Below are 26,141 nucleotides of genomic sequence, written 5' to 3'. Positions count from 1 at the left end.
CAGCCGAAATAACGGAACTCCGTTCCGCTGTTTTCGAGCAATCCGAGACGATGAACGGGCCTCGGCCCGTTCTTCTCGCGTTTTCGGCAGGAAAGAGGTGAACCCCATGCACGCCCGAACGACGAACGATCGAACCGCCGCGCCGGTCACCCCCTTGCATACGTGGAAGCCGCGCGCGCTCTACATTCATATCCCGTTTTGCACGAACAAGTGCTTCTATTGCGACTTCAACTCGTACGTGGCGGAAGGACAGCCGATCGACGCCTATTTGGACGCGTTGGAGCGCGAAATGGAACGGACGGCGGCCGCGCTGCCGACCGAGCGGATCGATACGGTATTCGTGGGCGGAGGCACGCCGACGGTGCTGAATCCGGCGCAAATGGCCCGTTTCCTCGCTTCCGTGCGCCGGCATTTTCCGCTGGCGCCGGACGTCGAATATACAATGGAAGCGAATCCCGGCACGACGGATCCCGCGAAGCTGACCGCGATGCGCGAGGGCGGCGTCAACCGGATCAGCTTCGGCGCGCAGACGTTCGATAACGGGCTGCTGAAGATGATCGGCCGCATCCACGAGGCGGACGACGTCGTCCGCAGCATCGAGAGTGCCAAAGCCGCGGGTTTCGCTAACCTGTCGATCGACCTGATGTTCGGCCTGCCGAACCAGAAGCTCAGCCACCTTCGCGACAGCGTCTCCCGCGCGCTGGAGCTCGATTTGCCGCATTACTCCCTCTACAGCCTGAAAGTCGAGGAAAACACGCTGTTCCACCGGCTGTACGAACGGGGCGAGCTTCCGCTTCCCGAGGAGGAAGAGGAGATCTCGATGTACCGCCATTTGATCGAACGTCTGACGGAGGCCGGCTACCGGCATTACGAAATCAGCAATTTCGCGAGGCCGGGGTACGAAAGCCGCCACAACACCACATACTGGCGCAACGAGCCGTATTACGGGCTCGGCGCGGGGGCGCACGGCTACGCGCTCGGCGTGAGGCACATGAACATCAAAGGCGTTCAGCCTTACATCGACGCGGCACGGGAGAGGCTCCCCCGGCTGGAAAGCCACGAAGTCTCGCCGCAGGAAGCGATGGAAGATTTCATGATGGTCGGCTTGCGGCTGCTCGGCGGCGTACTGGCGGCCGACTTCGCGGCGCAGTTCGGGGACGGGACGCGGCTTGAGGAGCGCTTCGGCGACGCGCTTCGCCGATTGACCGGCCAAGGCTTGCTGGAGCGTCTCCCGCAGCCGGAAGGATATCGACTGACGCCGCAAGGCGTCATGCTGGGCAACGAAGTGTTCGCTGCGTTTCTGGATCCGTGATGAATCGGGGGGACGGGTCGTCCTGTCCGATTCGATTTTTTTGCCGCGACGATGATAGAATAATTTATCGGTCAACGAAACCCTATTGAGGATACATTCGTTTTGTTGTATATTTATACACATCCAAGAAAAGGGGAAGCCGGAAAGTGGGGAATCCCGTGAACATGACGATCACCTGCCGCAAGGCCCGGGCCGCAGACGTCGAAGCTCTATACGAATTGATTCAAGGTTATGCGGAACGGGGCATCATGCTCCCCCGTTCCCGCGAAGCGCTGCTGCGGCACATCGACTCCTTCATCGTGGCGGAGGAGAATGGCCGGCTGATCGGCTGCGGTTCCCTGTTCCGGCTCGGTGCCGACCTCGTCGAAATCCGCTCTCTGGGCATGGCGGAAGGCTATAAGGGGATGGGGCTCGGAAGCCGGCTGGTCGACGCTTTGCTCGAAGAAGCCCGCCTTATGGGCGTGCCCAAAGTGATGGCTTTGACGTATGCGGTCGATTTCTTTCGGAAGAACGGCTTCAACGTCGTCGAAAAGGAAATTTTTCCCGAGAAAGTGTGGACCGATTGCGTTCACTGCGCCAAGCAGCATTGCTGCGATGAAATCGCGATGCTCAAGCTGCTGGCGTAAGAGAGCCGGCCTCGCTCATACCCGTGAACCGATGCCGAACCGACCCGGTACGTCCTTGACACGACCGGAACGGTTTGGTATTTTTGTAATAGCCGTTAGCACTCTATCTCGTTGAGTGCTAAAGTCGAAAGTAGGAAGGATAAGGAGGGGGATGCCCGAATGTTAAGCGAGCGCCAACGGATGATTTTAACCGCCATCGTGGACGACTACATTCGTTCCGCTGAGCCCGTCGGATCCCGAAGCATCTCGAAGCGGGGCGACGTGTCTTTCAGTCCGGCCACGATCCGCAACGAAATGGCGGATTTGGAAGAGCTCGGATTTCTGGAGCAGCCCCATACGTCCGCCGGACGGATTCCTTCCCATAAGGGTTACCGGTATTACGTGGATCACTTGATTGCCCCGGGCGGCGTCCGCGAAGAAGACATACGGAAGATCCGGGCTTTTTTCGCCGAAAAAATGATCCACTGGGAGGACGTCATCGGCCATGCGGCGACGATCCTGTCCCATTTGACCAATTATACGTCCATCGTCCTCGGGCCCGAAATGTTCAGCGCCTCGCTGAAGCATTTCCAGCTCGTTCCCCTGAACGACAGCTCGGCCGTCGCCATCATCGTCACCAACACGGGCCACGTCGAGCACCGCACGATGACGATTCCGGAAGGAATCGACGTCGGAGATCTCGGCAAAATCGTCGGCCTGCTCAACGATAAGCTGGTCGGCGTTCCCTTCCACCGGGTGAAATCGGTCCTCTACAGCGAAATCGCCAGGGAGCTGGGCCGTTATATGGACCGGTGCGAAGAGATTTTGTCGGTGCTGGAGCAGTCGATCGAGGAACAGAAGGACCCCCGCGTGTTCTTGAGCGGGGCGGCCAACATGCTGGCGCAGCCCGAGTTCAAGGACGTCGACAAGGCCAAGCTGATTCTCGATACGCTGGAGGAGACGGGCAAGCTGACGCAGCTGTTCCCGGCCGGCCTCGGCGGCATCCAGGTGAAGATCGGCACGGAAAACGCGATGGAAGCGATCAACCAATGCAGCCTTATTACCGCGAATTATACGGTAGACGGGCAATCGCTGGGCACGATCGGCATTCTCGGGCCGACGCGGATGGAATACGGAAAGGTCATCGGCTTGCTTGAATTCCTGTCCAGGGACATCGCGTCGATGCTGAACCGCCGTCTCAAGTAAGCTGCGCATAGCGGCAGGAACGGGTGGTACGGTAAGGAGGTCATAGCCTCATGGAATCCACTCAGATGAACGAATCGAAGGAGCAGGAGAGAATGGCTGAAGAGCAAGCAGAACGCTTCGGGGCGTCGCCGGAAGGCGCGCAGGAACCCGAGGCGGACAATGGGGGTTCCGAAGAAGCGGAAGGCGCTTCTGCAGACGAAGCGCAGGAAGATCCGCGGGTTGCGGAGCTGCAGCGGCAATTGGAAGAAAGCCAGAACCGCCACCTCAGGGTGCAGGCGGACTTCGATAATTTCCGCCGCCGCACGCTGAAGGAAAAGGAAGAGCTCGCGCAATACGCTTCCTTGAAGCTGGTCGGGCAGCTGCTTCCGGTGCTCGACAATTTCGAGCGCGCGCTTCAGTCGGGCTCGGACGCCGGCGAGACGGGCTCGTTCGCCAAGGGCGTCGACATGATCTACCGCCAGCTGTCGCAAGTGCTGGAGGCGGAAGGTCTGCGCAAAATGGAAGCGGCCGGAACGCCTTTCGATCCCGAGCTGCACCAAGCGATCATGCAAGTGGAAAGCGAAGAGCACGAAGAAGGCACCGTGGTGGAAGTCGTGCAAAACGGCTACTGGCTGAAGGACAAAGTGCTGCGGCCGGCCATGGTGAAAGTGAGCGGTTAATCGAACAGTTCCGATAGGAGGACTACTTAATGAGCAAAGTAATCGGCATCGACTTGGGAACGACCAACTCTTGCGTGGCGGTCATGGAGGGCGGCGAAGCCGTCGTCATCCCCAACGCGGAAGGCAACCGCACGACCCCTTCGGTCGTCGGCTTCAAGAAAGACGGCGAGCGGATCGTCGGAGAGACGGCGAAGCGGCAAGCCATCACCAATCCGGACCGCACGATCATTTCGATCAAGCGCCATATGGGCACGAACCACAAAGAGTCGATCGACGGCAAAGATTATACCCCGCAGGAAATTTCGGCGATGATCCTTCAGAAGCTGAAAGCCGACGCGGAAGCGTACTTAGGCCAGACGGTCACCCAGGCGGTCATTACCGTTCCGGCTTATTTCAACGACAGTCAGCGACAGGCGACGAAGGACGCGGGCGCAATCGCCGGCCTCGAAGTGCTGCGCATCGTCAACGAACCGACGGCCGCGGCTCTCGCTTACGGACTTGAGAAGAGCGAAGACCAAACGATTCTCGTGTTCGATTTGGGCGGCGGCACGTTCGACGTCAGCATCCTCGAGCTCGGCGACGGCTTCTTCGAGGTCAAGGCGACGAGCGGCGACAACCATCTGGGCGGAGACGATTTCGACCAGGCGATCATGGATTGGCTGGGGGCCGAGTTCAAAAAAGAGCACGGCGTCGATCTGCTCAAGGACAAAGCGGCGGTTCAGCGTCTGAAAGACGCGGCGGAGAAAGCGAAGAAAGAGCTGTCCGGCACGCTCTCCACGACGATATCCCTGCCGTTCATCACGGTGGTCGACGGCGTACCTCAGCATCTGGAGGTCAACCTGACCCGCGCCAAGTTCGACGATTTGACCTCCGGGCTCGTCGAGCGGACGATGGGGCCGACTCGCCAAGCGCTTTCCGATGCCGGCCTGACGTCGGCCGATATCGATAAGGTCGTGCTGGTCGGCGGCTCCACGCGGATTCCGGCCGTCGTCGAGGCGATCAAGAAGCTGATCGGCAAAGAGCCGCACAAAGGCGTCAACCCGGACGAAGTCGTCGCGCTCGGCGCCGCCGTGCAAGCCGGCGTCTTGACGGGCGACGTCAAAGACGTCGTATTGCTCGACGTCACCCCGCTGTCCCTCGGCATCGAGACGGCCGGCGGCGTCATGACGAAGATGATCGACCGGAACACGACGATCCCGACGAGCAAATCGCAGGTGTTCTCCACGTTCGCGGATAACCAGACGCAAGTCGAGATCCACGTCCTGCAGGGGGAGCGCGCGATGGCCCGCGACAACAAAACGCTGGGACGCTTTATCCTGAGCGATATCCCGCCGGCTCCGCGCGGCGTGCCGCAGATCGAAGTGACGTTCGACATCGACGCCAACGGCATCGTGAACGTCAACGCGACCGACAAAGGCACGGGAAAAAGCCAGAAAATCACGATCACCTCTTCCAGCGGCTTGAGCAAGGAAGAGATCGAACGGATGCAGAAGGAAGCCGAGCTGCACGCGGAAGAAGACAACAAGCGCCGCGAGTTGGTCGAAGCCCGCAACAGCGCGGACCAATTGGTATATACCGTAGAGAAAACGATCAAGGATCTGGGCGACAAGGTCGACGCCGGCGAGATCCAGAAAGCGGAAGCCGCGAAAGAGAAAGTGAAGAAAGCGCTCGAAGGCGACAACCTGGAAGAAATCAAAGCCGCTTCCGACGAGCTCACGCAAGTCGTCCAGCAGCTGTCCGTCAAGCTCTACGAGCAAGCTGCCCAGGCCCAGCAAGGCGCTCCCGGCGCCGACGCCGCGGACGCGGGCGCAGGCGCAGGCTCCGCGAAGAAGGACAACGTCGTCGACGCCGACTACGAAGTCGTGGACGAAGACAAGAAATAAGCCTAGGTTTTTATTTTGGGAACCAGAAAGTCAAAGCCCCTTCCTTTTGCCTTTGATGTCCGTTTTGGGCCACGCCGTAAAGGTTTGATTCTCTCGTAAGAGTTTACGTCCAGTTCCGGGTCCCCGCAAAGTAATCGGAATATGCTTCGTCAGCATAGACGTCACTTTGCGGGGATAAAGAAGGCTGGAGAGAGAATCGAACCGGCTAGGCGCTATCCAAAACGACCTCATTTCCGCAATGGGAACGGCTTTGGCTTTCCTCATGAGGAGGTGGAGAGTTGGCCGACAAGAAAGACTACTATGACGTGCTCGGCGTCGAACGGGGAGCCTCCGCGGAGGATATCAAAAAAGCGTACCGCAAGCTGGCGCGCCAATATCATCCGGACGTCAACAAGGCGTCCGACGCCGAAGCCAAATTCAAGGAAGTCAAAGAAGCGTACGACGTGCTGAGCGACGACCAGCGCAGGGCCCGTTACGACCAGTTCGGCCACGAAGACCCGAATGCCGGCTTCGGCGGAGGCGGCGGGTTCACCGGGGACATGGGCGGCTTCGGCGACATTTTCGATATGTTTTTCGGAGGCGGCGGCGGCCGGCGCGATCCGAACGCCCCGCAGCGCGGCAACGACCTGCAGTACACGATGACGATCGAGTTCAAGGAAGCGGTGTTCGGCAAGGAAACCGACATCACGATTCCGCGTACCGAAACTTGCGATACGTGCCACGGCAACGGCGCCAGACCCGGAACCAAACCGGAAACGTGTTCCGTCTGCCGCGGCAGCGGGCAGCAGGAAGTCGCGCAGAACACGCCGTTCGGCCGCATCGTCAACCGCCGTCCTTGTACGGCTTGCGGCGGCCGAGGCAAAATGATCAAAGAGCGGTGCCCGACTTGCGCCGGCAGCGGGCAAGTGAAGAAGCAGCGGAAAATCCACGTCAAAATCCCGGCCGGCGTCGACGACGGCTCCCAACTGAGGATCAGCGGGGAAGGGGAAGGCGGCGTCCGCGGCGGACCGCCCGGCGACCTGTACGTCGTGCTCCGCGTGAAGGCGCATGATTTCTTCGAACGCGAAGGCGACGACATCTATTGCGAGGTGCCGCTCACGTTCGCGCAGGCGGCGCTGGGCGACGAGCTTGAAGTGCCGACGCTGACCGAGAAAGTAAAGCTCAAAATCCCGGCCGGCACCCAGACGGGCACGTATTTCCGCCTCAAGGGCAAAGGCGTCCCCAGGCTCCGCGGTTACGGGCAGGGCGACCAGCACGTGAAGGTGACTGTCGTAACGCCGACGAACCTGAGCGAAGAGCAGAAGGACCTGCTGCGCGCTTTCGCGGCGAACGGCGGCGAGCATACGCACGAGCAGCACCAGAACATTTTCGAGCGCATGAAGAAAGCGATCCTCGGCGAGTAAGCCCGCGATCGACCGCGCTTATCCAATCGTCCCTCGCCGAAACGGCCGTTTCGCGGGGGCGGTTTTCTTTTTGCCTCTTCGCCGCATAACTTCCAAGTGATGTCGCATGCTATAGGAATCAACCGAGACGGCCGGATTTTTCCATGCGGCAAGACCGGCACAAGGAGGATTCCCGATGAGCGAACAACCCATCAATCGCCAATCCGCTTTCCGGCAAGCAGTGAACGAGTCCCTGCCCACCGCTTCCGCGGAAGACGTCGAGTTCTCGGAAGAGCTTGCGGACCAAGACGACCGGGAAGCGCAGCAGCGCGCGGCGGAAGCCGATCGGCGGGCCGCAGCCTACGAAGGAGACTGAGTCGTGGACACGTTGACGATACAGGCCCGGTTCTCCACTCAGGAGCAGGCCGAATCCGCCGTCCGCAAGCTGGCTTCGCTGAGAGGCGACCGGTTCCGCATCGAGCGGGAAGCCGCGTATGCCCAGGCGGGTACCCCGGCGATCGACGCCGATCAATCCGCAGACGGGTTGACCGCTTCCGTGCTGGCCGGTTCCGCCGTCCAATCGTACAGCGGCGTCATGGCTTCTGCGGATGCCGCTGCCAACGGTTGGGGAGTCGGCGCGGAAGGAGCGCCAGCCGCTAGCTTCACCCTGTCGGCCAACGTGCCGGTAATGGCGGCTGAACAGGCCCGAAGCGTCCTTCTTGGCGCGGGCGGAGAGATGATGTAGCTTTGCGAATCGCCTCTTTTGAACAACCCCACCCGGCCGGGTGGGGTTGAGGTCGTGGATTAGATTGAAGGCCAATGAAAAATCATTGACATCATATCTACTAAAAGGTAGAATGCGGGTATGAACAAAAAAACGAATATGGCAGAAACGATATTGGATACCGCCCAGACCCTTGTGCAAGAGTGCGGTTTTAACGGGTTCAGTTACGCGCATATTGCCGGCAAAGTGGGGATACGGACCGCGAGCATCCATTACCACTTTCCGAGTAAGGAGGACTTGGGAGAGGCGCTGATTGCGCGATATACCGAGAATTTTCATGCCGCCGCAGCCTGGATCGAAACGGGTACGACAGATGATCTGGAAAGGCTGCGCAAGTTCGTGGAACTATACCGCGAACCTGTTCGGGATTATCGCACGTGTCTGGGTGTCATGTTGTCTACCGACCTTGCTGTCTTGTCTGCGAAAGCGCAGGATAAGCTCAATCACTTGTTTGATTTGAATTTGTTGTGGTTGGAGCGCGTCTTGGAGCACGGCCGTCAAGCCGGAACTTTACGCTTCGACGGCAACGCGGGAGCGCAGGCCCATAAGCTCCTGGCCGCGCTTCAAGGAGCGCAGCTTCTGGCTAGAAGCTTTCGGGATATCAAGAGATTCGACACGATTGCTGAGGGATTAATATCTGCTTTGGCGAAAGCTTAAAGCAGATATTTTTTCAATATAAAATCTACCTTTTAGTAGGTAGATAAAAAGGAGAGGTTTTCTTGAGCTTGCAAGAAAAAGTGGCAGTGATTACAGGCGGCAGCAGCGGGTTGGGGAAAGCGATCGCCGCTGAATTTGTAAAAAGGGGGGTGAAGACAGTCATCAACGGCCGACGTGAACAATCTCTGGAAGACGCCGCAAGAGAAATCGATCCCTCCGGAAGGAATGTTCGAATTGTTGTCGGCGATGTTGCCGCCCCGCAGACAGCCGAACGTTTAGTTCGCGAAGCAGTGGCTCATTTCGGTCGAATCGATACGCTGGTGAACAACGCGGGCATTTTTATCGCCAAGCCGTTTACGGACTATACGGAAGAGGATTTCGATACGGTGCTGTCAATCAATCTTGCCGGCTTCTTTCACGTCACACAGCGTGCGGCCGCAGAGATGCTCAAGCAAGGTGCGGGCCATATCATTTGCATTACGACCAGTCTGGTCGATCAGCCGATCGCCGGCGTGCCTTCCGTGCTGGCCTCGCTCACGAAGGGAGGGTTGAACGCCGCGACGAAATCGTTGGCGATCGAGTATGCAACGAAAGGGATCCGAGTAAATGCGGTCGCGCCGGGAATTATCAAAACGCCGATGCACGCCGTCGAAACGCACGATTTTCTCGCCAGACTTCACCCTGTGGGCCGCATGGGCGAAGCGGAGGAGATCGCCGAGGCAGTTATGTATCTGGAAACGGCCGGTTTTGTAACCGGTGAAATCTTGCACGTGGACGGCGGCCAAAATGCAGGCCGCTAATATCTTCAGTCCAATCCGAAGTGGAGGGGTAATTCCATGCCTATCGTAACCATTCAGATTACCCGCGAAGGCTCAGCTCCGAACCGTCAATCGGTCACGCGGGAGGAAAAGGCCGCGCTGATCAAAGGCGCCAGCGAGCTGCTTCGCGACGTTTTGAACAAACCGTTGAATGCAACCTTCGTCATCATTGAGGAGGTGGAGTTGGAAAATTGGGGATGGGGCGGACTTCCAGTCCCGGAATATCGTCGGCAACGAGCAGCCGACCTTGCAGACGTTACAACAGAATGATGCGCAGCACACCGCGCCGGCAATGCGTACCGTACATGCAGAAGAGCCGCCAACCGGCGCTCCCCCCATCCCTCCGGGTGGGGGTTTTTATTCGTTGACTGCCGCCGATCCGAAATGGGCAGGCCCAAACTTGGTTCCGGCGGAAGTGGGGCGTCCTCTGGCGTTTTTTGCCTAGGGGAATCGGAAACGTGTATAATGGAGGCTGATTATAAAGGCCGGTTCAGCGGTTCCGGACGGGAAGGGGCAACAAACGTGCTGTGGCATGAAATCACGGTTCTGGCAACGGAGCCTTCGCAAGAGATGGTGTCCCATTATTTATACGAATTCGGAGCGGCGGGCGTATCGGTGGAAGAGTCGTGGACCCCGGATAAGCCGCGGGATACTTCCCTGGGCCAATGGTATGACAAGCCGCTCAACGATATCCGTCCGGGGTACGCGGAAATCAAAGGCTACTACGCCGAAGGCACGGACATCGAACAAGTCGTCTCGCGGTTGAAAGCCGCTTTGGAGGAACTGCCCGAATTCGGCTACGACGCCGGCGAGTACGCGGTTTCCGTGGCCCAGGTGAAAGACGAGGACTGGGCGGACGCCTGGAAGAAATATTTCAAACCGCTGAAGGTTTCCGAGCGGCTGACGATCAAACCGACCTGGGAAGCTTACGAACCGGGCGAAGACGAGGTCGTGATCGAGCTCGATCCCGGCATGGCGTTCGGCACCGGCACGCATCCGACGACGGCGCTCTGCCTGCGGACGCTGGAAGGCGCGGTGCGCGGGGGCGAGACGCTGATCGACGTCGGCACGGGCTCGGGCATTCTCGCCATCGGAGCCGTGAAACTGGGCGCTTCCCGCGTGCTGGCCCTCGATCTGGACCCCGTCGCCGTGTCCAGCGCGACGGAGAACATCAAGCTGAACGCCTTGCAGGACGTGATCGAAGTCCGGCTGAGCGATCTGCTCGGCATCCTGAACGAAGGGGATAAGCCGGGCGGAGAAGCGGTGACGGCAACGGTGAAACCGCCCGTCGATATCGTCGTCGCGAACATTCTCGCCGAGATCATTCTCCTGTTCATCTCGGACGTTATGAAAGTGCTGAAGCCCGGCGGCATCTACATCGCCTCCGGCATTTACAAGAACAAGGAAGCAGACGTGGAGGCCGGGCTCTTGGCCGCCGGATTCGAAATCATAGACCGGGTGCGCCAGGAGGATTGGGTTGCCTTCGTGGCAGGCAAACCGAAGGAGGATGAAGAGGGAGCATGAGTTTTTTCTGGTTTCCGATCGAACACCTGCCCATTATCATTCTCGTCATGCTCGTCGCGTTTTCCACGCACGAATTCGGCCACGCATGGACGGCTTACAAGCTCGGGGACGACACGGCGTACCGCGAAGGCCGCGTCACGCTCAATCCGAAGGCGCACCTCGATTGGATGGGGTTCCTCCTCCTGATCGTCGCCGGCTTCGGCTGGGCGAAACCGGTTCCGGTCCGGGAGAGCAAGCTGCGCCGGCCTTACCGGCTCAGCAGCATTCTCGTCACCGCCGCCGGCCCCGTTTCCAATCTCGTTTTGGCTTTTCTGGGGCTGCTTGTGTACGCCATCCTGTTCGCTAATATGAATATTTCCGAGGATATGACCGGCAAATTGGATATTTTCTTTTACTATTGGGTGGTCATCAACCTCAACCTGTTCATTTTCAACCTGATTCCGCTCCCGCCTTTGGACGGCTACCGAATTTTGGAGCAATTTTTCCCGCTGCGCGTGCGCATCCGGATGATGCAATACGAACAATGGACCTTTTTCCTCTTCCTTCTGTTAATTTTCATTCCACCGCTCCGGGATGTGACGATCGGGCCTCTGTTCGCTTTGAAGGAACCGATTCTCCGGGGCATGCACCACGTTCTCGAATGGTTTTTCAGCCAGCCGGCATCGCCTATTTTCGAATACGTCCGCGATTTAGGAATTTGATTCCGGGAGTGGCGCGGCGGACCGGAACGAGGTATGATGGAGGATGGACAAAACGCGGGAGGCCACCTACGCATGCAGCGGTATTTCGTGGACCCGGCGCGAATGTCGGAGACGGCCGTCACCTTAACCGGCGAGGACGCCCGGCATCTCGGATCCGTCATGCGGGCCAAACCGGGCGATACGTTCATCGCCTGCGACGGCCGCGGACGCGACGCGCTGGCCCAAATTCGTTCCATCGACCGTGACGCGATCGTCGCGGACATCATACGGGAGTTGCCAATCGCAGCCGAAATGGCGTGGCGCGTGACCGTCGCGCAGAGCCTGCCCAAAGGCGACAAGCTCGAGACCGTGATCCAAAAAGGAACCGAGGCCGGCGCCTACGCGTTCCAGCCGTTCCTTTCGCGGAGAACCGTCGTGCAGTACGACGAGCGCAAGGAAGCCAAACGGCTGGACCGCTGGCGCAAAATCGCCAAGGAAGCCGCCGAGCAGAGCCATCGCAGCCGCGTGCCCGACGTACGTCCGGTCACAGCTTGGGGAAGTTTGATCCGGCAATTCGCCGATTACGATTTGGTGCTTTTGTGTTACGAAGAAGAAGGAAGGGCCGGCTCCGGTTTGCGCCGGACGCTGTCCGAGTTTCGCGGCAGGCTGGCGGCAGAATCGCCGGCCGTGCTGCTTCTCGTCGGCCCGGAAGGGGGATTCGCCCCCGAAGAGGCGGAGGAAGCCGCCGCGGCGGGCGCCCTGCCCGTCGGGCTTGGCAAACGCATACTAAGAACGGAAACGGCGGCCTTGTACGCGCTGGCGTGCATCGGCTACGAATCCGGAGAGTTGGGAGGGGAATTCGATGCCTAGCGTGGCATTTTATACATTGGGCTGCAAAGTCAACTTCTACGACACGGAAGCGATGTGGCAGCTGTTCAAGAACGAAGGCTACGAGCAGGTCGATTTCGAAACGACGACGGCCGACGTCTACGTCATCAATACGTGCACCGTCACGAACACCGGCGACAAGAAAAGCCGCCAGATCATCCGCCGCGCCGTCCGCCGCAATCCCGACGCGGTCATTGCCGTCACGGGCTGCTACGCGCAGACGTCCCCGGCCGAAATCATGGCGATCCCGGGCGTCGACCTGGTCGTCGGCACGCAGGACCGCGACAAGCTGATGGGCTTCATCGCGGACATTCAGAAAGACCGCCGGCCGGTGAACGCCGTGCGCAACATCATGAAAACCCGCGAGTTCGAAGAGCTGGACGTTCCCGACTTCGCGGAGCGGACTCGGGCGTTCCTGAAAATCCAGGAAGGCTGCAACAACTTCTGCACGTTCTGCATCATCCCCTGGTCGCGCGGGCTTTCCCGCAGCCGCAAGCCGGAGAGCGTGCTGAACCAGGCGCGCCAGCTGGTCGCGTCGGGCTATAAGGAAATCGTCCTGACCGGCATCCACACGGGCGGGTACGGGGACGACCTGGAAAATTACCGCCTCGCGAACCTGCTGCAGGACCTCGACAAGATCGACGGACTGGAGCGGATCCGGATCAGCTCCATCGAAGCGAGCCAAATCGACGACGAGATGATCCGCGTGCTCAATGCCTCGCCGAAAATGTGCCGCCATCTGCACATTCCGCTGCAAGCCGGCGACGACGATATCCTGAAACGGATGCGCCGCAAATACACGACGGCCGAATTCGCCGACAAAATCGCGCGCATTCACGAAGCGATGCCCGGCGTCGCGATTACGACCGACGTAATCGTCGGTTTTCCGGGGGAGACGGAAGAGCAGTTCGAAAACGGCTACCGGTTCATGGAGCGCATGGGCTTCGCCGAGATGCACGTGTTCCCGTACTCGAAGCGGACCGGAACGCCGGCTGCCCGCATGGAGGACCAGGTGGACGAAGAAACGAAACACGAGCGCGTCCACAAGCTGATCGACCTGTCCGAGCGGATGCAGGCCGCTTACGGCCGCGAGTGGGTCGGCCGGGAGCTGTACGTCATTCCGGAGCGCGAAGCGAAGGGCGCGGAAGGCCAAGGCTTGATCTCCGGTTATACGGACAATTACCTGCACGTGGTGCTCAGCGGCGACGAATCGATGATCGGCAAGCTTTGCCGCGTGCGCATCACCGGTTCCGGCGTGAACGAATGCCGCGGCGAGCTTCTATCCGTCCAGGATGACATCCGTGAAATTGCTCTGCATGCATAATCTTGGAAAGATTTCATCCCCTTCGACGGGGATGGAATCTTTTTTCCTATTTCATCCGGAGAAGTCAGGGGGAAGGTTTTGATGAAAGAAATCGCGGCAGGAGGCCTCGTCTACCGGAAGCGCGGGGACGCCGTCGAAATCCAAATCATTGAAGACCGCTTCGGCAAAATCACGCTGGCCAAAGGGCGCATGGAGCCGGGCGAAACGGTCGAACAAACCGCGCTGCGGGAAATCGAAGAAGAAACGGGGATCTCGGGCCGCATCGTCGAACCCTTGCAGGTCATCCGGTATCAATACGAGGCGGAAGGCCGGGGCAAGATCGACAAGGAGGTTCATTATTTCCTCGTGGAAGCGGACGGGGGGGAGCTTCAGGCGCAGGTAGAAGAAATCGCGGGCGTCGCTTGGCATGTGCCTAGGGAAGCCTGGCGCCTTCAATTGGCCTCCGGCTACGAGAACAACCGCGAAGTGATGGCCCGCGCGCTTGCGAAGCTCGGAATCGAGGTGGATCCGGTTGCCGGCTGAACGGAGCGGAGATGCGGAAGCGCGGCTTCCTTTCTGGCGGCAAGGGCAAGGAATTGCCCCGTTCGTCGACTATTCCCTGATTCGGGCGGACGCCGTCGCCGCGGATATCCGCAAGCTATGCGAGGAGGCGCTGCGGCAGGGATGCCATGGCGTCTGCGTCTGCGGAGGGTGGGTTCGACTGGCGAGGGAGATGCTCAGCGGCACGAAAGTCAAGGTTTGCGCGGCCGTTGGGTTTCCTCTGGGGACGTCGGCCACGCGCTCCAAAGCGTTCGAAGCGTCGGCGGCGCTGGATGACGGCGCTTCGGAGATCGACATGGTGCTGCCGATCGGCCGGCTGATCGAGGGAGACCTGGGAGCCGTGGAGCGGGACATCGCCGCCGTCGTGCAGGCCGTGCAGGGCGGCGCGCTCGTGAAAGTCACCTTGGAAACGTCGATGCTGCCGGACGAGCGGAAGCGCGACGGCTGCCGGATCGCGGAAGCCTCCGGGGCAGACTACGTCCAGACGTCGACGGGGTACGGTCCGGGCGGGGCCAAGCTGGAAGACATCCGGCTTCTCCGTTCCGCCGTCTCTCCCGCCATGGGAGTGAAGGCGGCGGGAGGCATCCGCGACAGGTTGGCGGCCGAGGCGCTGCTTGCGGCCGGAGCCAATCGGATCGGGACAAGCACGGGATCCGTGTTCATTACATAGCGAAAGGTGTGCAACATTCGATGTCGAACCAGCCTCGCGCGGTGCTGAGCCGCACCCGCCGTCCCCGTTTGGAGCAGGGGCATCCGTGGGTTTACGCAAACGAAATCGAGCGGTGGGAAGGCGAGCCTTCCCCGGGTACTCTCGCCGAGATCGTGGATGCCAGGGGGAAATTCCTCGCGGTCGGCTATGCGAATCCGGCTTCCCAAATTACGCTGAGGGTCGTTTCCTACACGCCGCTTGAAGCGATGGACGCGGATTTTTTCCGCCGCCGGTTCGAGACGTGTGCTTCCTTCCGCAACCGTTTCATCGGACATGGAGCTTCTTGCCGGATCGTGTACGGGGAAGCGGATTTTCTGCCCGGCTTGATCGTGGACCGTTTCGCGGATATTCTGGTCGTCCAAGTGCTGACGCTGGGGATGGAGAATACGCGGGACGCGTGGCTGCCGATGCTGGTCGAAGTGTTCCGTCCGGCGGGCGTGTATGAGCGGAGCGACGTGGGGGTCCGGACGCTGGAAGGGCTGGAGGAGCGCACCGGCATCTTGTACGGGGAGTGCCCGCGGTACGTGGAAATCGAGGAGAACGGGCTGCGCATCGAAGTCGATATCGAAGGCGGGCAAAAAACCGGCTATTTCCACGACCAGCGCCGGAACCGGGCGTCCATCGCCCCGCTCATGACGGGCTGGGGGGAGAGAAGCGGGATCCGCCTGGAGGAGAGGGAAACGGAGCAAGGCCGGAGAAGGGTGCCGGTCAACGCGAACGGCAACGTCGTTACCTTTCCTTACTGGGACGGGGCGACCGTGCTGGAGTGCTTCGCGCATACCGGCAGCTTCACGCTCCATGGCTGCCAATACGGCGCCAAGAAGGTGACTTGCCTGGACGTATCGGCCCACGCGATCGAGACGGCCCAACGGAACGTCGAACGGAACGGATTTTCGGACCGGGTCGAATTCGTCGTGGAGGACGCGTTCGAATATTTGCGCCGCCAGGTCGCGGGCCGCGAGGAGAGGGCGGCCCGGGGGCGCAAGGACGGCGGGGGCCAGAAGGTCGACACCTCGAAGCCTCTCACGTCCGAAGGCCGAACGTGGGACGTCATCATTCTCGATCCGCCGGCTTTCGCGAAGACGAAGAAGGCGGTCGCCGGCGCCTGCCGGGGATATAAGGACATCAATCTGCACGCGATGAAGCTGCTCAACGAGGGAGGGTTCCTCGTCACCGCCAGCTGCTCCTACCACGTCCGCCCGGACCTGTTTCTGGAGACGATCCAGGAAGCGGCGCGCGACGCGGGCAAAACGCTTCGTCTCATCGAATGGCAAGGCGCGGGAAGGGATCATCCCCGGCTGGCCGGCGTGGAGGAAGGCCACTATTTGAAGTTCGGGATTTTCGAGGTGCGCAGCCGCTCGGAGCTGTGAGATCCGAAACCAACGAAACAGCATGCGGGATTCACTTGCCGGCATGCTGTTTTTCGTTATTCGGACCCGGGACGCTGCCTCTTCCATGGCCAATAGGCCAACGGGAGCGCCAGCACGGAGCAGGAGACGTTGAAAATCGTCTGGGCGTGCGCGATTTGCGCGGAGGGATCGGCCGGAGCCATTCGCTCGGCGGCTTCATGAAGCATCGGCATCAGCGGCAGGAACAGCAGGGCGCCGCCTACGTTCAAGGCGAGCTGGGAGAGCGCGACGAACCGGCCGCCCCTCCCCCCGCCGAGGGAAGCGACCAGCCCGGTGAAGCAGGTCCCGACATTGGCTCCGAGCACGACCGCGATTCCGGCTTCGGGAGACAGGGAGCCGGTTCCGGCCACGACCATGGCCATGCCGATGACGGCGGAGCTGGAGTGCACGGCCGCGGTCAGGGCGGCGGCTCCCAGCATGCCGATCAGGGGCTGGTTCGAGGCGGCCTCCATGAGCGATTGGAAGGACCCGCTTTGCTGGAGGAGCGGCCCCATGCCGAGCAGGATTTTGAAGCCGATGAGCAGAAAGCCGAATCCGGCAAGCGCTACGGAACCGTACCGCAGCGGCACCATGCTTTGGCTCGGCGTCTTCCCGGCGGTTCTCATTTCCGCCGTGGCCGCCGTCCAGAGCCAGCCCGCGAACGATACCGCCAGTACCGCCCAACCGTAGCGGTGGAGGTGAAGACTCATGATTTCGGTCGTAACGGTCGTTCCGACGTTCGTACCCAGGATGACGCCGAAACTGCGGGAGAGGGTAATCCAGCCCGCGTTTACGAACCCGATCGTCAGCACGGTTACGGCTGTGCTGCTTTGAAGCGTTGCCGAAGCTGCCGTGCCGAACAGGAACCCGCGAAGCGGCGTCGAGGTGGCGCGCGCGAGCCAGGAGGCCAGCCGGTTGCCCGCCCATCGGCTTAAGGCCGCTTCCGTCAGCTTCATGCCCCCGATGAGCAAGACGAAGCCGACGACCGAAGAAAGCAGAAGATCGACGTACAGCATCCCGTTTCCTCCCCGCACCGACATTCGATATCCAAGCCTATGCCTGTCCCCGGCCGGACATGATTTCGGACGCGCGAAAATGACCTCTGGCATGGATCGCGAGGTAAATTATGTTAACCAAGTGTTAGGAAAAAACGAATCCGCTTCATGTTCCGCCCTCAAAATTCCTAACGAGTCGATGGTATGATACCAAGCGATATAAGGTATCGGAGGGATTGGTAAGGGATGAACGAAGTGTTATTGTTCGGGAAACGGGCGGTTCCGATCGACAACCGGTCGATGCAGGTCGGCAGCCGGGAACGCTTTAACGACCGGGTACGCCAAATGGCCGACGACCTGGAGTTCCGGCGGCAGTGGAAGAAGGTTTACAAAATCGAGCTGTGGTCGAACGCGGCGATTTTCCAGCTGGACGACGGCACCAGATGGTATTTGAACATTTCCTGACCGGACGGGCCTTCGGGTCCGTCTTTTTCTACGGCGCACCTCGGAAAGAACGGTGAAAGGAACGCCCGGATTCGCGGTGCCGTTTCACAAACAGCGATCCAGTTTACTCCGCTCGGCGAATCGGCTCGGAAGATCGAGTCAATCTAAGAGGAAGGGCGTGCCCGGTCATTCTGTATGATATTTCGAATAGAATCGTTCGGTTTCTGACGAAAGGTGCAGATTCTATATGATTTTTCGAATAGATTTATCGAATTTGCAGCTTGCAGGGATTTTCTATATGATTTTTAATACAGAATCTTAAGTGCCAAATCATGGAAAGCATAAAAAGAACGTTACAGGCTGAGCAAGCCGGGGTCTGAAAATTTCTCAACGGAGAGAGTTACGCGATTTTACCGAACGACCCCCGTGCAGTCCCGTTTCTCCACGAATTACACGATTTTATCGAACAATTTTTTGACAGTATCCCTTCCCAAGGCGAGTTGCGCGAATTTTTGAGTAACTCCCCCGTCGCACCCCCACGATTGAGCGAGATCATCGAATTTTTCGAACAATTCCCCTTCTGCCCCCCGTTTTCTGCGAGAGTTGCACGATTTTATCTCATTGCCCCCGAAGACGACAGCGCCGGCGTTTCGAACGCTCAGGAAAATCTTGGCGGACCATGCAATGCTTTCTAAGGCTTGCCGCTTGCGAACGCCTGTGCGCGTCGCGCGCCGTATGGTACAATGACAAGACAGGAAATCGGCGCAAACGCGACAAGGAGGGAGCGGAACATGCCGCTTAGGCTCGTCACGGGTCGATCCGGCAGCGGAAAGACGCGATACGTGCTGGATGAAATCCGGGGGAAGCTGCGGGAAGATCCCCAGGGCCCCCCGCTGATTCTTCTCGTGCCGGAGCAAGCCACCTTCCAGGCCGAGCAGGCGATGGTCGGAACGCCCGGATTGGGCGGGTTCATGAGGGCCCAGGTGCTCAGCTTCCGCCGGCTGGCGTTCCGGATCATGCAGGAAACGGGCGGCCTGGCCATGGTGCCCATCCATGACAACGGCAAGGCCATGCTCTTACATAAGGTGTTGGAAACCCGCAGGAACGAGCTCCGGCTCTTCCGGGGCGGAGCGTCGGAGACGGGACTCATCGCCGGATTGAATGATTTGCTCACGGAGTGGAAGCGGTACGCGATTTCTTCGGACAAGCTGGCGGAGACGTCGGAAAACGGAGCTCTCGCCCGTTCGGCGTCGGATTCGCCTTTGCTGGCGGACAAGCTGCACGACTTGGCGATGATCTATGGCGACATGGAGCGGGAATTGGCCGGGAGATGGATGGACGGGGAAGACATGCTGGGCCGGCTGGCCGGGGGCGCGGCTTCTTCGGAGTGGCTCGCGGAGGCGGAAATTTGGCTGGACGGATTCCACGGCTTTACGCCGGGAGAGCTTGCGGTCATCGAAGGGCTCATGCGGCGGGCCAAGCGGGTCACGGTCGCGCTGACCGTGGACAAGCCTTTCCTCGCAGGCGAAACGCCGGATGAGCTGCACACGTTCCACAAGGCGGCGGAAACATCGGCGCGGCTGTGCGAGCTTGCCGAAGCCTGCGGCATTCCGGTGGAGCCGCCCGTTCATCTCGAACCCGAAGTATCGCCGCGTTTTTCCGGAAACCCCGTTTTGGCTTTTCTGGAGCGGAATTGGGAACGGAGATCGGCCGTCTGGCAGGGAGATGATGTTTGGCTGCGGCCCGAACGTCCGGAATGCGGATTGTCCCTGCATGCGGCTTCGAATCGGAGGGCCGAGGCGGAAGCCGCCGTCCGGGATATCCTCCGGCGCGTCCGCGAGGAGGGCTTCCGCTGGAGGGACGCCGCGGTGTTCGTCCGGCGGATGGAAGATTACGCCGACCTGCTTTCCTCCGTTTTTTCCGATTACGGGATTCCTTGCTATTTGGACGGCAAATCTTCCGTCTCGCACCACCCGCTCGTAGAGTTCGTGCGTTCGGCGCTTGAATGCGTGACCGGGGGATGGAAATCCGAAGCGGTATTCCGCTGCGCGAAGACGGACTTGCTCGGAACGCCGGACGGACGCGTCACCCGCGACGCCATCGACAGGCTGGAGAATTACGCGCTCGCGGCGGGCATCGACGGCTGGAAATGGCATGACGACCGGATGTGGCGGCCATTGTCCCGCGGGGATTTGGAAGAGGAGGAGGGAACCGGCGGCGTAGAAACCGCGCCGAACCGCCTTCTTCCGGTCCGGGATGCTTTGCTGAAGCCGCTGAAGGCTTTGGAGAACCGGCTCGCGAAGGCGGATTCGACGAGGGCATTATGCGAGGGCTTGTACCTCTTCCTCGAGGAGACGGGCGCCGCCGACGCGCTGGAAAGCCGCAGCCGCGAAGACGCCGCCGCCGGGCAGCCGGGAAGGGCTGCCGTCCACCGTCCCCTGTGGGACGGAGTCATGAATTTGCTCGATCAGCTGGTGGAGCTGATGGGCGATACGAAGCCGGACTTGCGGCTGTTTGCCGGCATGGTCGATTCGGGGCTGGAGGAGCTGAAGCTGGGCGCCGTGCCGCCGTCCCTTGACGCGGTGCTGATCGGAAGCCCGGAACGGACGCGCATCGACCGGCTGAAGTTCGTATATTTTCTCGGCGTAAGCGACGGCGTGCTGCCGATGCGGATCCCGGAAAACGGCCTGTTGTCGGAAAATGAACGGGAGCTGCTGGCGGAGACCGGCCTGCGGATGGCTCCGGGATCCCGGCGGCGTCTGCTCGACGAACGGTTTCTCGCGTACCTTGCGTTTACGGCGCCGTCCGGCCATCTGTGGATCTCTTGGCCGCTGGCCGACGACGAAGGTTCCGGGCTGCTGCCGTCCGAGTGGATCCGCCGGCTGAAGCGGCGTTTTCCCGCGGTTCCCGTGCAGACCGAAGCCGCGGAGCCGCAGCCCGGGGATCCGGAAGAGGTCCAGCTGGCCCACGCGGTCCACCCGGGCCGGGCGTTGACGCACGTGCTCGCGAGGCTGCGCCAGCTTCGGAACGGAGAGAAGCCTTCTTCGGGCTGGTGGTCGGTTTACAATTGGTTGTCGGAGCAAGAAGCTTGGAGAAGCCGGCTGAAACGCCTGGTCTCCTCATTGAACTATAGGAACGAGGAGAAACCGTTATCGGCGGACACGAGCCTGTTGCTATACGGAGACCGGCTGCTGGCCAGCGTGTCCCGCATGGAGCGGTTCGTCGCCTGTCCGTTCCGGCATTTCGCCTCCCACGGGCTCCGCCTGCGCGAACGCCGGCTTTACCGGGTCGACGCGCCCGACATCGGGCAGCTGTTCCACGCCGCGCTTCGGCAAACGACGGAAAAGCTGTTCGCCCAGAACGTGACGGGGGACGCGGGGTTGTGGCAGCGCGAAGCCGCGGCCGCGGTCGAACGGCTGCTGCCGAAGGTGCAGTCGCAAATCCTGCTCTCCTCCCACCGGCACGGCGTCATGGCGCGCAAGCTGCGCGACATCGTCGCCCAAGCTTCGGCCATGCTGGGCGAACAAGCGAGGCTGTCGGCCTTCCGGCCGGTCGGACTGGAGCTGGGCTTCGGTCCGGACGCTCCGCTGCCTCCGCTGTCCCTGGACTTGGGAGGCGGGCGGACGATGGACATCGCCGGCCGGATCGACCGGGTCGACGCGGCGGAAACGCCGGAAGGGCTGCTGCTGCGGATCATGGATTACAAATCGGGAGCGGTCAAGCTGAAGCTGGAAGAAGTGGCGCACGGCTTGACGCTCCAAATGCTCACGTATCTCGACGTCGTCGTGACACATGCGCCCCATTGGCTCGGCCGCCCGGCGGAGCCGGCGGGCGTGCTCTATTTTCACGTGCGCAATCCGCTTCTGCCGACCTCGAACGGCATGTCGGCGGCAGAGGCGCAAGCCGCGATGTTTCGCCAATTCCGCATGCAGGGACTCGTCTTGGCGGACGGCGATGCCGTGAAGCGGATGGACGTTTCGCTCGAAGGCAACGGGAAATCCTCGGTCGTTCCCGTGGAGTTCAAGAAGGACGGTACGTTCTCGTCCCGTTCCCAGATCGCCGACCGCGGCCAATGGGCGGTTCTCCGTTCATCGGTCCGGGGGCAGATCCGCAAAATCGGCAAACGGATCGCCTCCGGAGACGTCGCCATCGCCCCGTACCGGATGGACAAGCGGAGCCCATGCGCCCATTGCGAATACAGGCCGGTATGCCAATTCGATCCGGAGCTGGACGGCAACGAATACCAAGTATGGTCCAAGCCCGGCAACCGCGAGGAATTGTGGCGGAAGCTCGGGCAGGAAGCGGAGAGGGGGGAGCCGGAATGAACCGGCAACCGGGGCGCTGGCCGCAGAGGCCCGAAGGCAGCCGTTGGACGGAGGAGCAATGGGCCGCGATCGCGGCAGACGGCTCCCATCTGCTGGTCGCGGCGGCGGCGGGATCCGGCAAGACGGCCGTGCTCGTCGAACGGATCATCAGGCGCATCGCCGATCCCGACCGCCCGCTGAACGTGGACGCCTTGCTGGTCGCGACGTTCACCAAAGCGGCCGCGGCCGAAATGAAAGAGCGGATCCGCCACGCGCTTGAGGAAGCGCTGGAGCGGAATCCCGATTCGCTGCATTTGGAGCGCCAGCTCGCCCTGCTGCCGCGGGCGACGGTGACGACGCTGCACTCGTTCTGCCTCGAGGCGGTGGAGCGTTACGCCCCGCTCATCGGGCTCGATCCGGGATTCCGTATCGCCAATGAGACGGAGGCGGAGCTGCTCCGGATGGACACGCTGGACGAGCTGTTCGAGGAAACGTACGCGAGGGAAGGCGAGACGGGAACGCTCGCGCGGCTGGCCGACCGGTTCGGCGGCGAGCGGAGCGACGAGCCGCTGCATCGGCTCGTGCTGGAACTGCGCGAATTCGCGGGCAGCCATCCTTGGCCGGAGTACTGGCTGAAGGAAATGGCCGCCCGGTTCCGGGTGCGGGACGCCGAGGAGCTGTTGCTCTCGCTCTGGGTGCGAAGCTTGCGGGACGATGCGCGGCTGCAGCTGCGGGGGGCGGTACATATGCTCGAGTGCGGGCTGCGACTGTGCGGGGAACCGGGCGGTCCGGCGCCGTACGGCGAAACGCTGGAAGGCGATTTGCACGCCGTCCGGGGCCTGTTGGCCGCGCTCGAAACCGACGATTGGCCGCTGTGGCGGGACGCGTTCGCTTCCTTCTCGTTCGGCCGCCTGAAACCGTGCCGCGGCGACGAGTACGACCCCGCGCTTCAGGAACGGGTCAAAGCGTACCGGGACGCCGTCAAGAAAACGGCGGCCAAGCTGGCGGAAGAGTGGCTCGTCCGCTCGCCGGAGCGATACGCCGAGGAAATGCGGGAGCTGGCGCCAGACATGGAGGCGCTCGCGGATCTGGCCATCCGGTTCGGAGAACGGTACGAAGCGGCGAAACGCGCCAAGGGTTTGCTCGATTTCGGGGACCTCGAGCATTACGCGCTGCGGATATTGCGGGACCCGGCTTCAACGCCGCAGCGGAGCGTTCCGTCCGATGCGGCGGAGGATTACCGCAAGCGGTTCGCCGAGATCTATTTGGACGAATACCAGGATACGAACGAGGTCCAGGAAGCGATCGTCTCGCTGATCGCCCGGACGGACCCCGGCAACGTGTTCATGGTCGGCGACGTGAAGCAGAGCATTTACCGGTTCCGGCTCGCGGAGCCGGGATTGTTCATGGCGAAATACAAAACGTACGACATTTGGCACCCGGGACTGGAGAACGCCGAATCGCCCGAAGGCCTGCGCATCGACTTGGCCCGCAACTTCCGCAGCCGCAGGCAAGTGCTGGACGCGGTCAACCACGTCTTCCGGCTGATCATGCGGGAGCCCGTCGGGGAAATGACGTACGACCGCAGCGCGGAGCTCGTATACGGACAAGGATACCCCGATACGGAACCGGGGGGCGGGACGGAGGCGGCCCATCCGGACGCGCCGAACGGATGGGGAGTCGAAATGATCGTGCTCGACTCGGCGGGAACCGGGTCCGCGGACGATGCCTCCGAATCGCCCTCCGGGGCGGAAACGGCCGGGAACGCGCCGGAAGGCCCGAACGGGGAAACCGGAGAAGACAGTCCGGAAGGCGCCGATCCGGGCGGCGAGGATCTGGAGTCCGCGCAGTTGGAAGCCCGCTGCGTCGCAACGGAAATCCGCCGCCTCATGGGGAATGCAGGAACCGGCGAACCGCCTTTCGCGGTGTACGACGGCAGAAGCGGGTTGTACCGCCCGGTCCAGTACCGGGACATCGTCATCCTGCTCCGGGCAACGAGCGTCATGGCCCCGATCTACCTGGAGGAATTGAAGGCGGCCGGCATTCCCGCTTACGCGGATTTGGCGACCGGCTACTTCTCGGCGACCGAGGTCGACGTCATGCTGTCGCTTCTCTCGATCATCGACAACCCCCGCCAGGACATCCCGCTCGCCGGGGTGCTTCGTTCGCCGATCGTCGGCCTGACCGCCGACGAGCTGGCGCGGATCCGGCTGTGCGACCGGAACGGGGAATTCTGGGACGCGGTGGTCGCGGCGGCGAAGAACGAATCGCTGCCCGAAGCGCTTCGGGCTTCCGTCTCCGCGTTTGTCGCCAATCTGTCGGAGTGGCGGGATCTCGCGAGGAGGGAGCCGCTGCAGGAGCTGCTGTGGACGTTGTACCGCGAGACGGGGTATTACGATTTCGTGGGCGGAATGCCCGGCGGCACGCAAAGGCAGGCCAATCTTCGGGCGCTCGTCGACCGGTCTCGCAGCTACGAGCAATCGTCACGATTCCGGGGGCTGTTCCGTTTTCTGCGCTTTCTGGGGCGGATGCGGGAGACCGGCTCCGATCTGGGAGCGGCCCGCGCCCTCGGCGAAGGGGAGAACGTCGTCCGGATCGTCTCGATCCATAAGAGCAAAGGGCTGGAGTTTCCCGTCGTGTTCGCGGCCGGCATGGGTCGCGGGTTCAACCGGAGAGATCTGAACGGCATGTTCCTGAAGCACAAAACGTTGGGCTTCGGGCCGAGAATGGTCGAAACGGATACGCGGGTCACCTACCCCACGCTGCCGCAGCTCGCGATTCGCCGCCGGCTCGCCGCCGAAATGCTGGCGGAGGAGATGCGGGTGCTGTACGTGGCGCTTACCCGTCCCAAGGAAAAGCTGTTCCTGATCGGGACGGTAAAGGATGCCGCGAAACAATGGGACAAGTGGCGCGAAACGGCGTCCATGGCGGACGAAGCGCTGCCCGACCATTCGGTCGCGGCGGCGGCGCGCTATTTGGATTGGCTGGGGCCCGCCGCCGTGCTGGCCGGTTCGGCCTGGAACGTGCGACCGGGTGAGGAAGGCGGCGGTTCCCCGGCGGATCGTGCCCCGAATCCGTCCGTTTCGGACGTGCTGCCGTGGTCCTGCCGGATCGTGCCGGCCTCCGTCTACACCCGGCAAGCGGCGGCGGCCCGGCAAGACGAGCCCGTCGACGAAGGGGTATGGGAGGCCGTCCTGCGGGGGGAAAGGGCGGATACGGCCGAAACGCCCGCGGGCCGGCGGATCCGCTCCGTCCTGTCCTGGCGCTATCCGCACGAGAATGCCGCGAAGGTGGCGGCCAAAACCTCGATCACCGCATGGAAGAAACGGCTGTCGGAGGAAGAGGCGGCAGCCGCCTTGGCTTGGCTGGACGAGGAAACGCCGGGCGGCGCGGACGACAGGGCGGAAGCGGAGAGCGGGGAGCCGGCTCTTGACGCCGCCGGCTCATCTTCTCCGGTCCTTACTTACCGGCTGAGGCGTCCTAGGTTCCTGTCCGAAACGAAAATGACCCCGGCGGAACGGGGCACGGTTTTCCATTTGGTCATGCAGCACCTTCCGCTCCGGGCGGGTATCGGGAGCTCCGACATTGCGGAGCTGCTGCACCGGATGACGGAACGCTTTCTGCTGACGCCGGAACAACGGGATTCGATCGATCCCGGGGAGATTGCCGCATTTTGCGGGACCGAGCTTTACGGGCGGATGTGCCGGGCGGACCGGCTGTGGAGGGAAGTTCCTTTTACTTACGGAATCCAGGCGGGCGACGTCTATGCGGGTTTGAGCGGCGTTGACGCGGAGGAGACGGTCATCATCCAGGGGGTCGTCGACTGCTTGTTCGCGGAAGCGGACGGGCTCGTGCTGCTCGATTACAAAACGGACGCGCTCAAGGGACGAAACCCGGAAGACGCGGCGGAGAAGCATCGTTTCCAGGTCGGCAAGTACGGAGAAGCCGTCGCCGGCATTCTGGGCCGCCCGGTCCGGGAAGCGTACGTCTATTTCTTCGACGGGGGTCACGAGGTCCGGCTTTGGTAGCCGGCATGGAA

Annotated in this window: 22 protein-coding genes; 21 read left to right on the top strand and 1 reads right to left on the bottom strand. The window is 61.5% G+C overall.

Annotated elements, in window-relative coordinates; genetic code table 11:
- The first annotated feature begins 106 nt into the window (after nucleotides 1-106).
- The 18 genes from hemW (at nucleotide 107) to GE107_RS02395 (ending at nucleotide 16,341) form a co-directional block, all read left to right on the top strand.
- Nucleotides 107-1,312: a radical SAM family heme chaperone HemW gene (hemW, locus tag GE107_RS02480; protein WP_219637871.1), complete on the top strand. Its 1,206-nt coding sequence runs from the start codon at nucleotides 107-109 to the stop codon at nucleotides 1,310-1,312.
- 164 nt (nucleotides 1,313-1,476) lie between these two features.
- Nucleotides 1,477-1,938, top strand: a complete 462-nt coding sequence (locus tag GE107_RS02475; RefSeq protein ID WP_219638019.1) for an N-acetyltransferase — start codon at nucleotides 1,477-1,479, stop codon at nucleotides 1,936-1,938.
- A gap of 159 nt (nucleotides 1,939-2,097) precedes the next feature.
- A complete protein-coding gene (gene hrcA / locus GE107_RS02470; RefSeq protein WP_219637870.1) occupies nucleotides 2,098-3,123 on the top strand; it encodes a heat-inducible transcriptional repressor HrcA in 1,026 nt (341 codons plus the stop codon).
- Between the two features lie 50 nt (nucleotides 3,124-3,173).
- Entirely contained in the window at nucleotides 3,174-3,782 is a 609-nt protein-coding gene (gene grpE, locus GE107_RS02465) for a nucleotide exchange factor GrpE (protein ID WP_255570099.1), read from the top strand.
- 29 nt (nucleotides 3,783-3,811) lie between these two features.
- Complete coding sequence (gene dnaK / locus GE107_RS02460; protein WP_219637869.1) at nucleotides 3,812-5,665, top strand: molecular chaperone DnaK; 1,854 nt, start codon at nucleotides 3,812-3,814, stop codon at nucleotides 5,663-5,665.
- Between the two features lie 278 nt (nucleotides 5,666-5,943).
- Nucleotides 5,944-7,068 carry a molecular chaperone DnaJ gene (gene dnaJ / locus GE107_RS02455; protein ID WP_219637868.1) on the top strand — a complete coding sequence of 375 codons (1,125 nt, stop codon included), beginning with the start codon at nucleotides 5,944-5,946 and terminating at the stop codon, nucleotides 7,066-7,068.
- 175 nt (nucleotides 7,069-7,243) lie between these two features.
- Nucleotides 7,244-7,423, top strand: coding sequence for a YfhD family protein (locus GE107_RS02450; protein ID WP_219637867.1), 180 nt, complete (start codon nucleotides 7,244-7,246; stop codon nucleotides 7,421-7,423).
- Nucleotides 7,424-7,426: 3 nt separating this feature from the next.
- Nucleotides 7,427-7,792: a hypothetical protein gene (locus GE107_RS02445; RefSeq protein ID WP_219637866.1), complete on the top strand. Its 366-nt coding sequence runs from the start codon at nucleotides 7,427-7,429 to the stop codon at nucleotides 7,790-7,792.
- 120 nt (nucleotides 7,793-7,912) lie between these two features.
- Complete coding sequence (locus GE107_RS02440; protein ID WP_219637865.1) at nucleotides 7,913-8,488, top strand: TetR/AcrR family transcriptional regulator; 576 nt, start codon at nucleotides 7,913-7,915, stop codon at nucleotides 8,486-8,488.
- Between the two features lie 62 nt (nucleotides 8,489-8,550).
- Nucleotides 8,551-9,288, top strand: a complete 738-nt coding sequence (locus GE107_RS02435) for an SDR family NAD(P)-dependent oxidoreductase (protein ID WP_219637864.1) — start codon at nucleotides 8,551-8,553, stop codon at nucleotides 9,286-9,288.
- Nucleotides 9,289-9,324: 36 nt separating this feature from the next.
- Entirely contained in the window at nucleotides 9,325-9,576 is a 252-nt protein-coding gene (locus tag GE107_RS02430; RefSeq protein WP_219637863.1) for a tautomerase family protein, read from the top strand.
- 252 nt (nucleotides 9,577-9,828) lie between these two features.
- Nucleotides 9,829-10,830: a 50S ribosomal protein L11 methyltransferase gene (prmA, locus tag GE107_RS02425; RefSeq protein WP_219638017.1), complete on the top strand. Its 1,002-nt coding sequence runs from the start codon at nucleotides 9,829-9,831 to the stop codon at nucleotides 10,828-10,830.
- Nucleotides 10,827-11,531, top strand: a complete 705-nt coding sequence (locus GE107_RS02420; protein WP_219637862.1) for a site-2 protease family protein — start codon at nucleotides 10,827-10,829, stop codon at nucleotides 11,529-11,531. Before prmA ends, GE107_RS02420 begins: the two co-directional genes overlap by 4 nt.
- A 72-nt stretch (nucleotides 11,532-11,603) precedes the next feature.
- The gene (locus GE107_RS02415) at nucleotides 11,604-12,380 is read left to right on the top strand and encodes a 16S rRNA (uracil(1498)-N(3))-methyltransferase (RefSeq protein ID WP_219637861.1); all 777 of its coding nucleotides are present in this window, start codon (nucleotides 11,604-11,606) and stop codon (nucleotides 12,378-12,380) included.
- A complete protein-coding gene (mtaB, locus tag GE107_RS02410; protein WP_219637860.1) occupies nucleotides 12,373-13,722 on the top strand; it encodes a tRNA (N(6)-L-threonylcarbamoyladenosine(37)-C(2))-methylthiotransferase MtaB in 1,350 nt (449 codons plus the stop codon). The genes GE107_RS02415 and mtaB overlap by 8 nt, the downstream gene beginning before the upstream one ends.
- 81 nt (nucleotides 13,723-13,803) lie before the next feature.
- Nucleotides 13,804-14,244, top strand: coding sequence for an NUDIX hydrolase (locus GE107_RS02405; RefSeq protein ID WP_219637859.1), 441 nt, complete (start codon nucleotides 13,804-13,806; stop codon nucleotides 14,242-14,244).
- Nucleotides 14,234-14,932, top strand: coding sequence for a deoxyribose-phosphate aldolase (gene deoC, locus GE107_RS02400; protein WP_255570097.1), 699 nt, complete (start codon nucleotides 14,234-14,236; stop codon nucleotides 14,930-14,932). The genes GE107_RS02405 and deoC overlap by 11 nt, the downstream gene beginning before the upstream one ends.
- Before the next feature lie 20 nt (nucleotides 14,933-14,952).
- On the top strand, nucleotides 14,953-16,341 hold the full coding sequence (locus GE107_RS02395; protein WP_219637858.1) for a class I SAM-dependent rRNA methyltransferase: 1,389 nt from the start codon (nucleotides 14,953-14,955) through the stop codon (nucleotides 16,339-16,341).
- Between the two features lie 56 nt (nucleotides 16,342-16,397).
- Here GE107_RS02395 and GE107_RS02390 read toward each other — a convergent pair whose 3' ends face one another.
- Nucleotides 16,398-17,375, bottom strand: coding sequence for a Na/Pi cotransporter family protein (locus GE107_RS02390; RefSeq protein WP_219637857.1), 978 nt, complete (start codon nucleotides 17,373-17,375; stop codon nucleotides 16,398-16,400).
- 225 nt (nucleotides 17,376-17,600) lie between these two features.
- Between GE107_RS02390 and GE107_RS02385 the strand changes: the two genes are divergently transcribed.
- The 3 genes from GE107_RS02385 (at nucleotide 17,601) to GE107_RS02375 (ending at nucleotide 26,130) form a co-directional block, all read left to right on the top strand.
- Nucleotides 17,601-17,819 carry a hypothetical protein gene (locus tag GE107_RS02385; protein ID WP_219637856.1) on the top strand — a complete coding sequence of 73 codons (219 nt, stop codon included), beginning with the start codon at nucleotides 17,601-17,603 and terminating at the stop codon, nucleotides 17,817-17,819.
- A gap of 770 nt (nucleotides 17,820-18,589) precedes the next feature.
- Nucleotides 18,590-22,123, top strand: a complete 3,534-nt coding sequence (addB, locus tag GE107_RS02380; RefSeq protein WP_219637855.1) for a helicase-exonuclease AddAB subunit AddB — start codon at nucleotides 18,590-18,592, stop codon at nucleotides 22,121-22,123.
- Complete coding sequence (locus GE107_RS02375; protein WP_219637854.1) at nucleotides 22,120-26,130, top strand: UvrD-helicase domain-containing protein; 4,011 nt, start codon at nucleotides 22,120-22,122, stop codon at nucleotides 26,128-26,130. The genes addB and GE107_RS02375 overlap by 4 nt, the downstream gene beginning before the upstream one ends.
- Nucleotides 26,131-26,141 lie beyond the last annotated feature (11 nt).

The sequence above is a fragment of the Cohnella sp. CFH 77786 genome (genome assembly GCF_019400745.1).
In the GTDB taxonomy this organism is placed as follows: domain Bacteria; phylum Bacillota; class Bacilli; order Paenibacillales; family Paenibacillaceae; genus Cohnella.
Note: the sequence above shows the minus strand (reverse complement) of the source record. Positions and strands in the feature narration are given on the sequence as shown.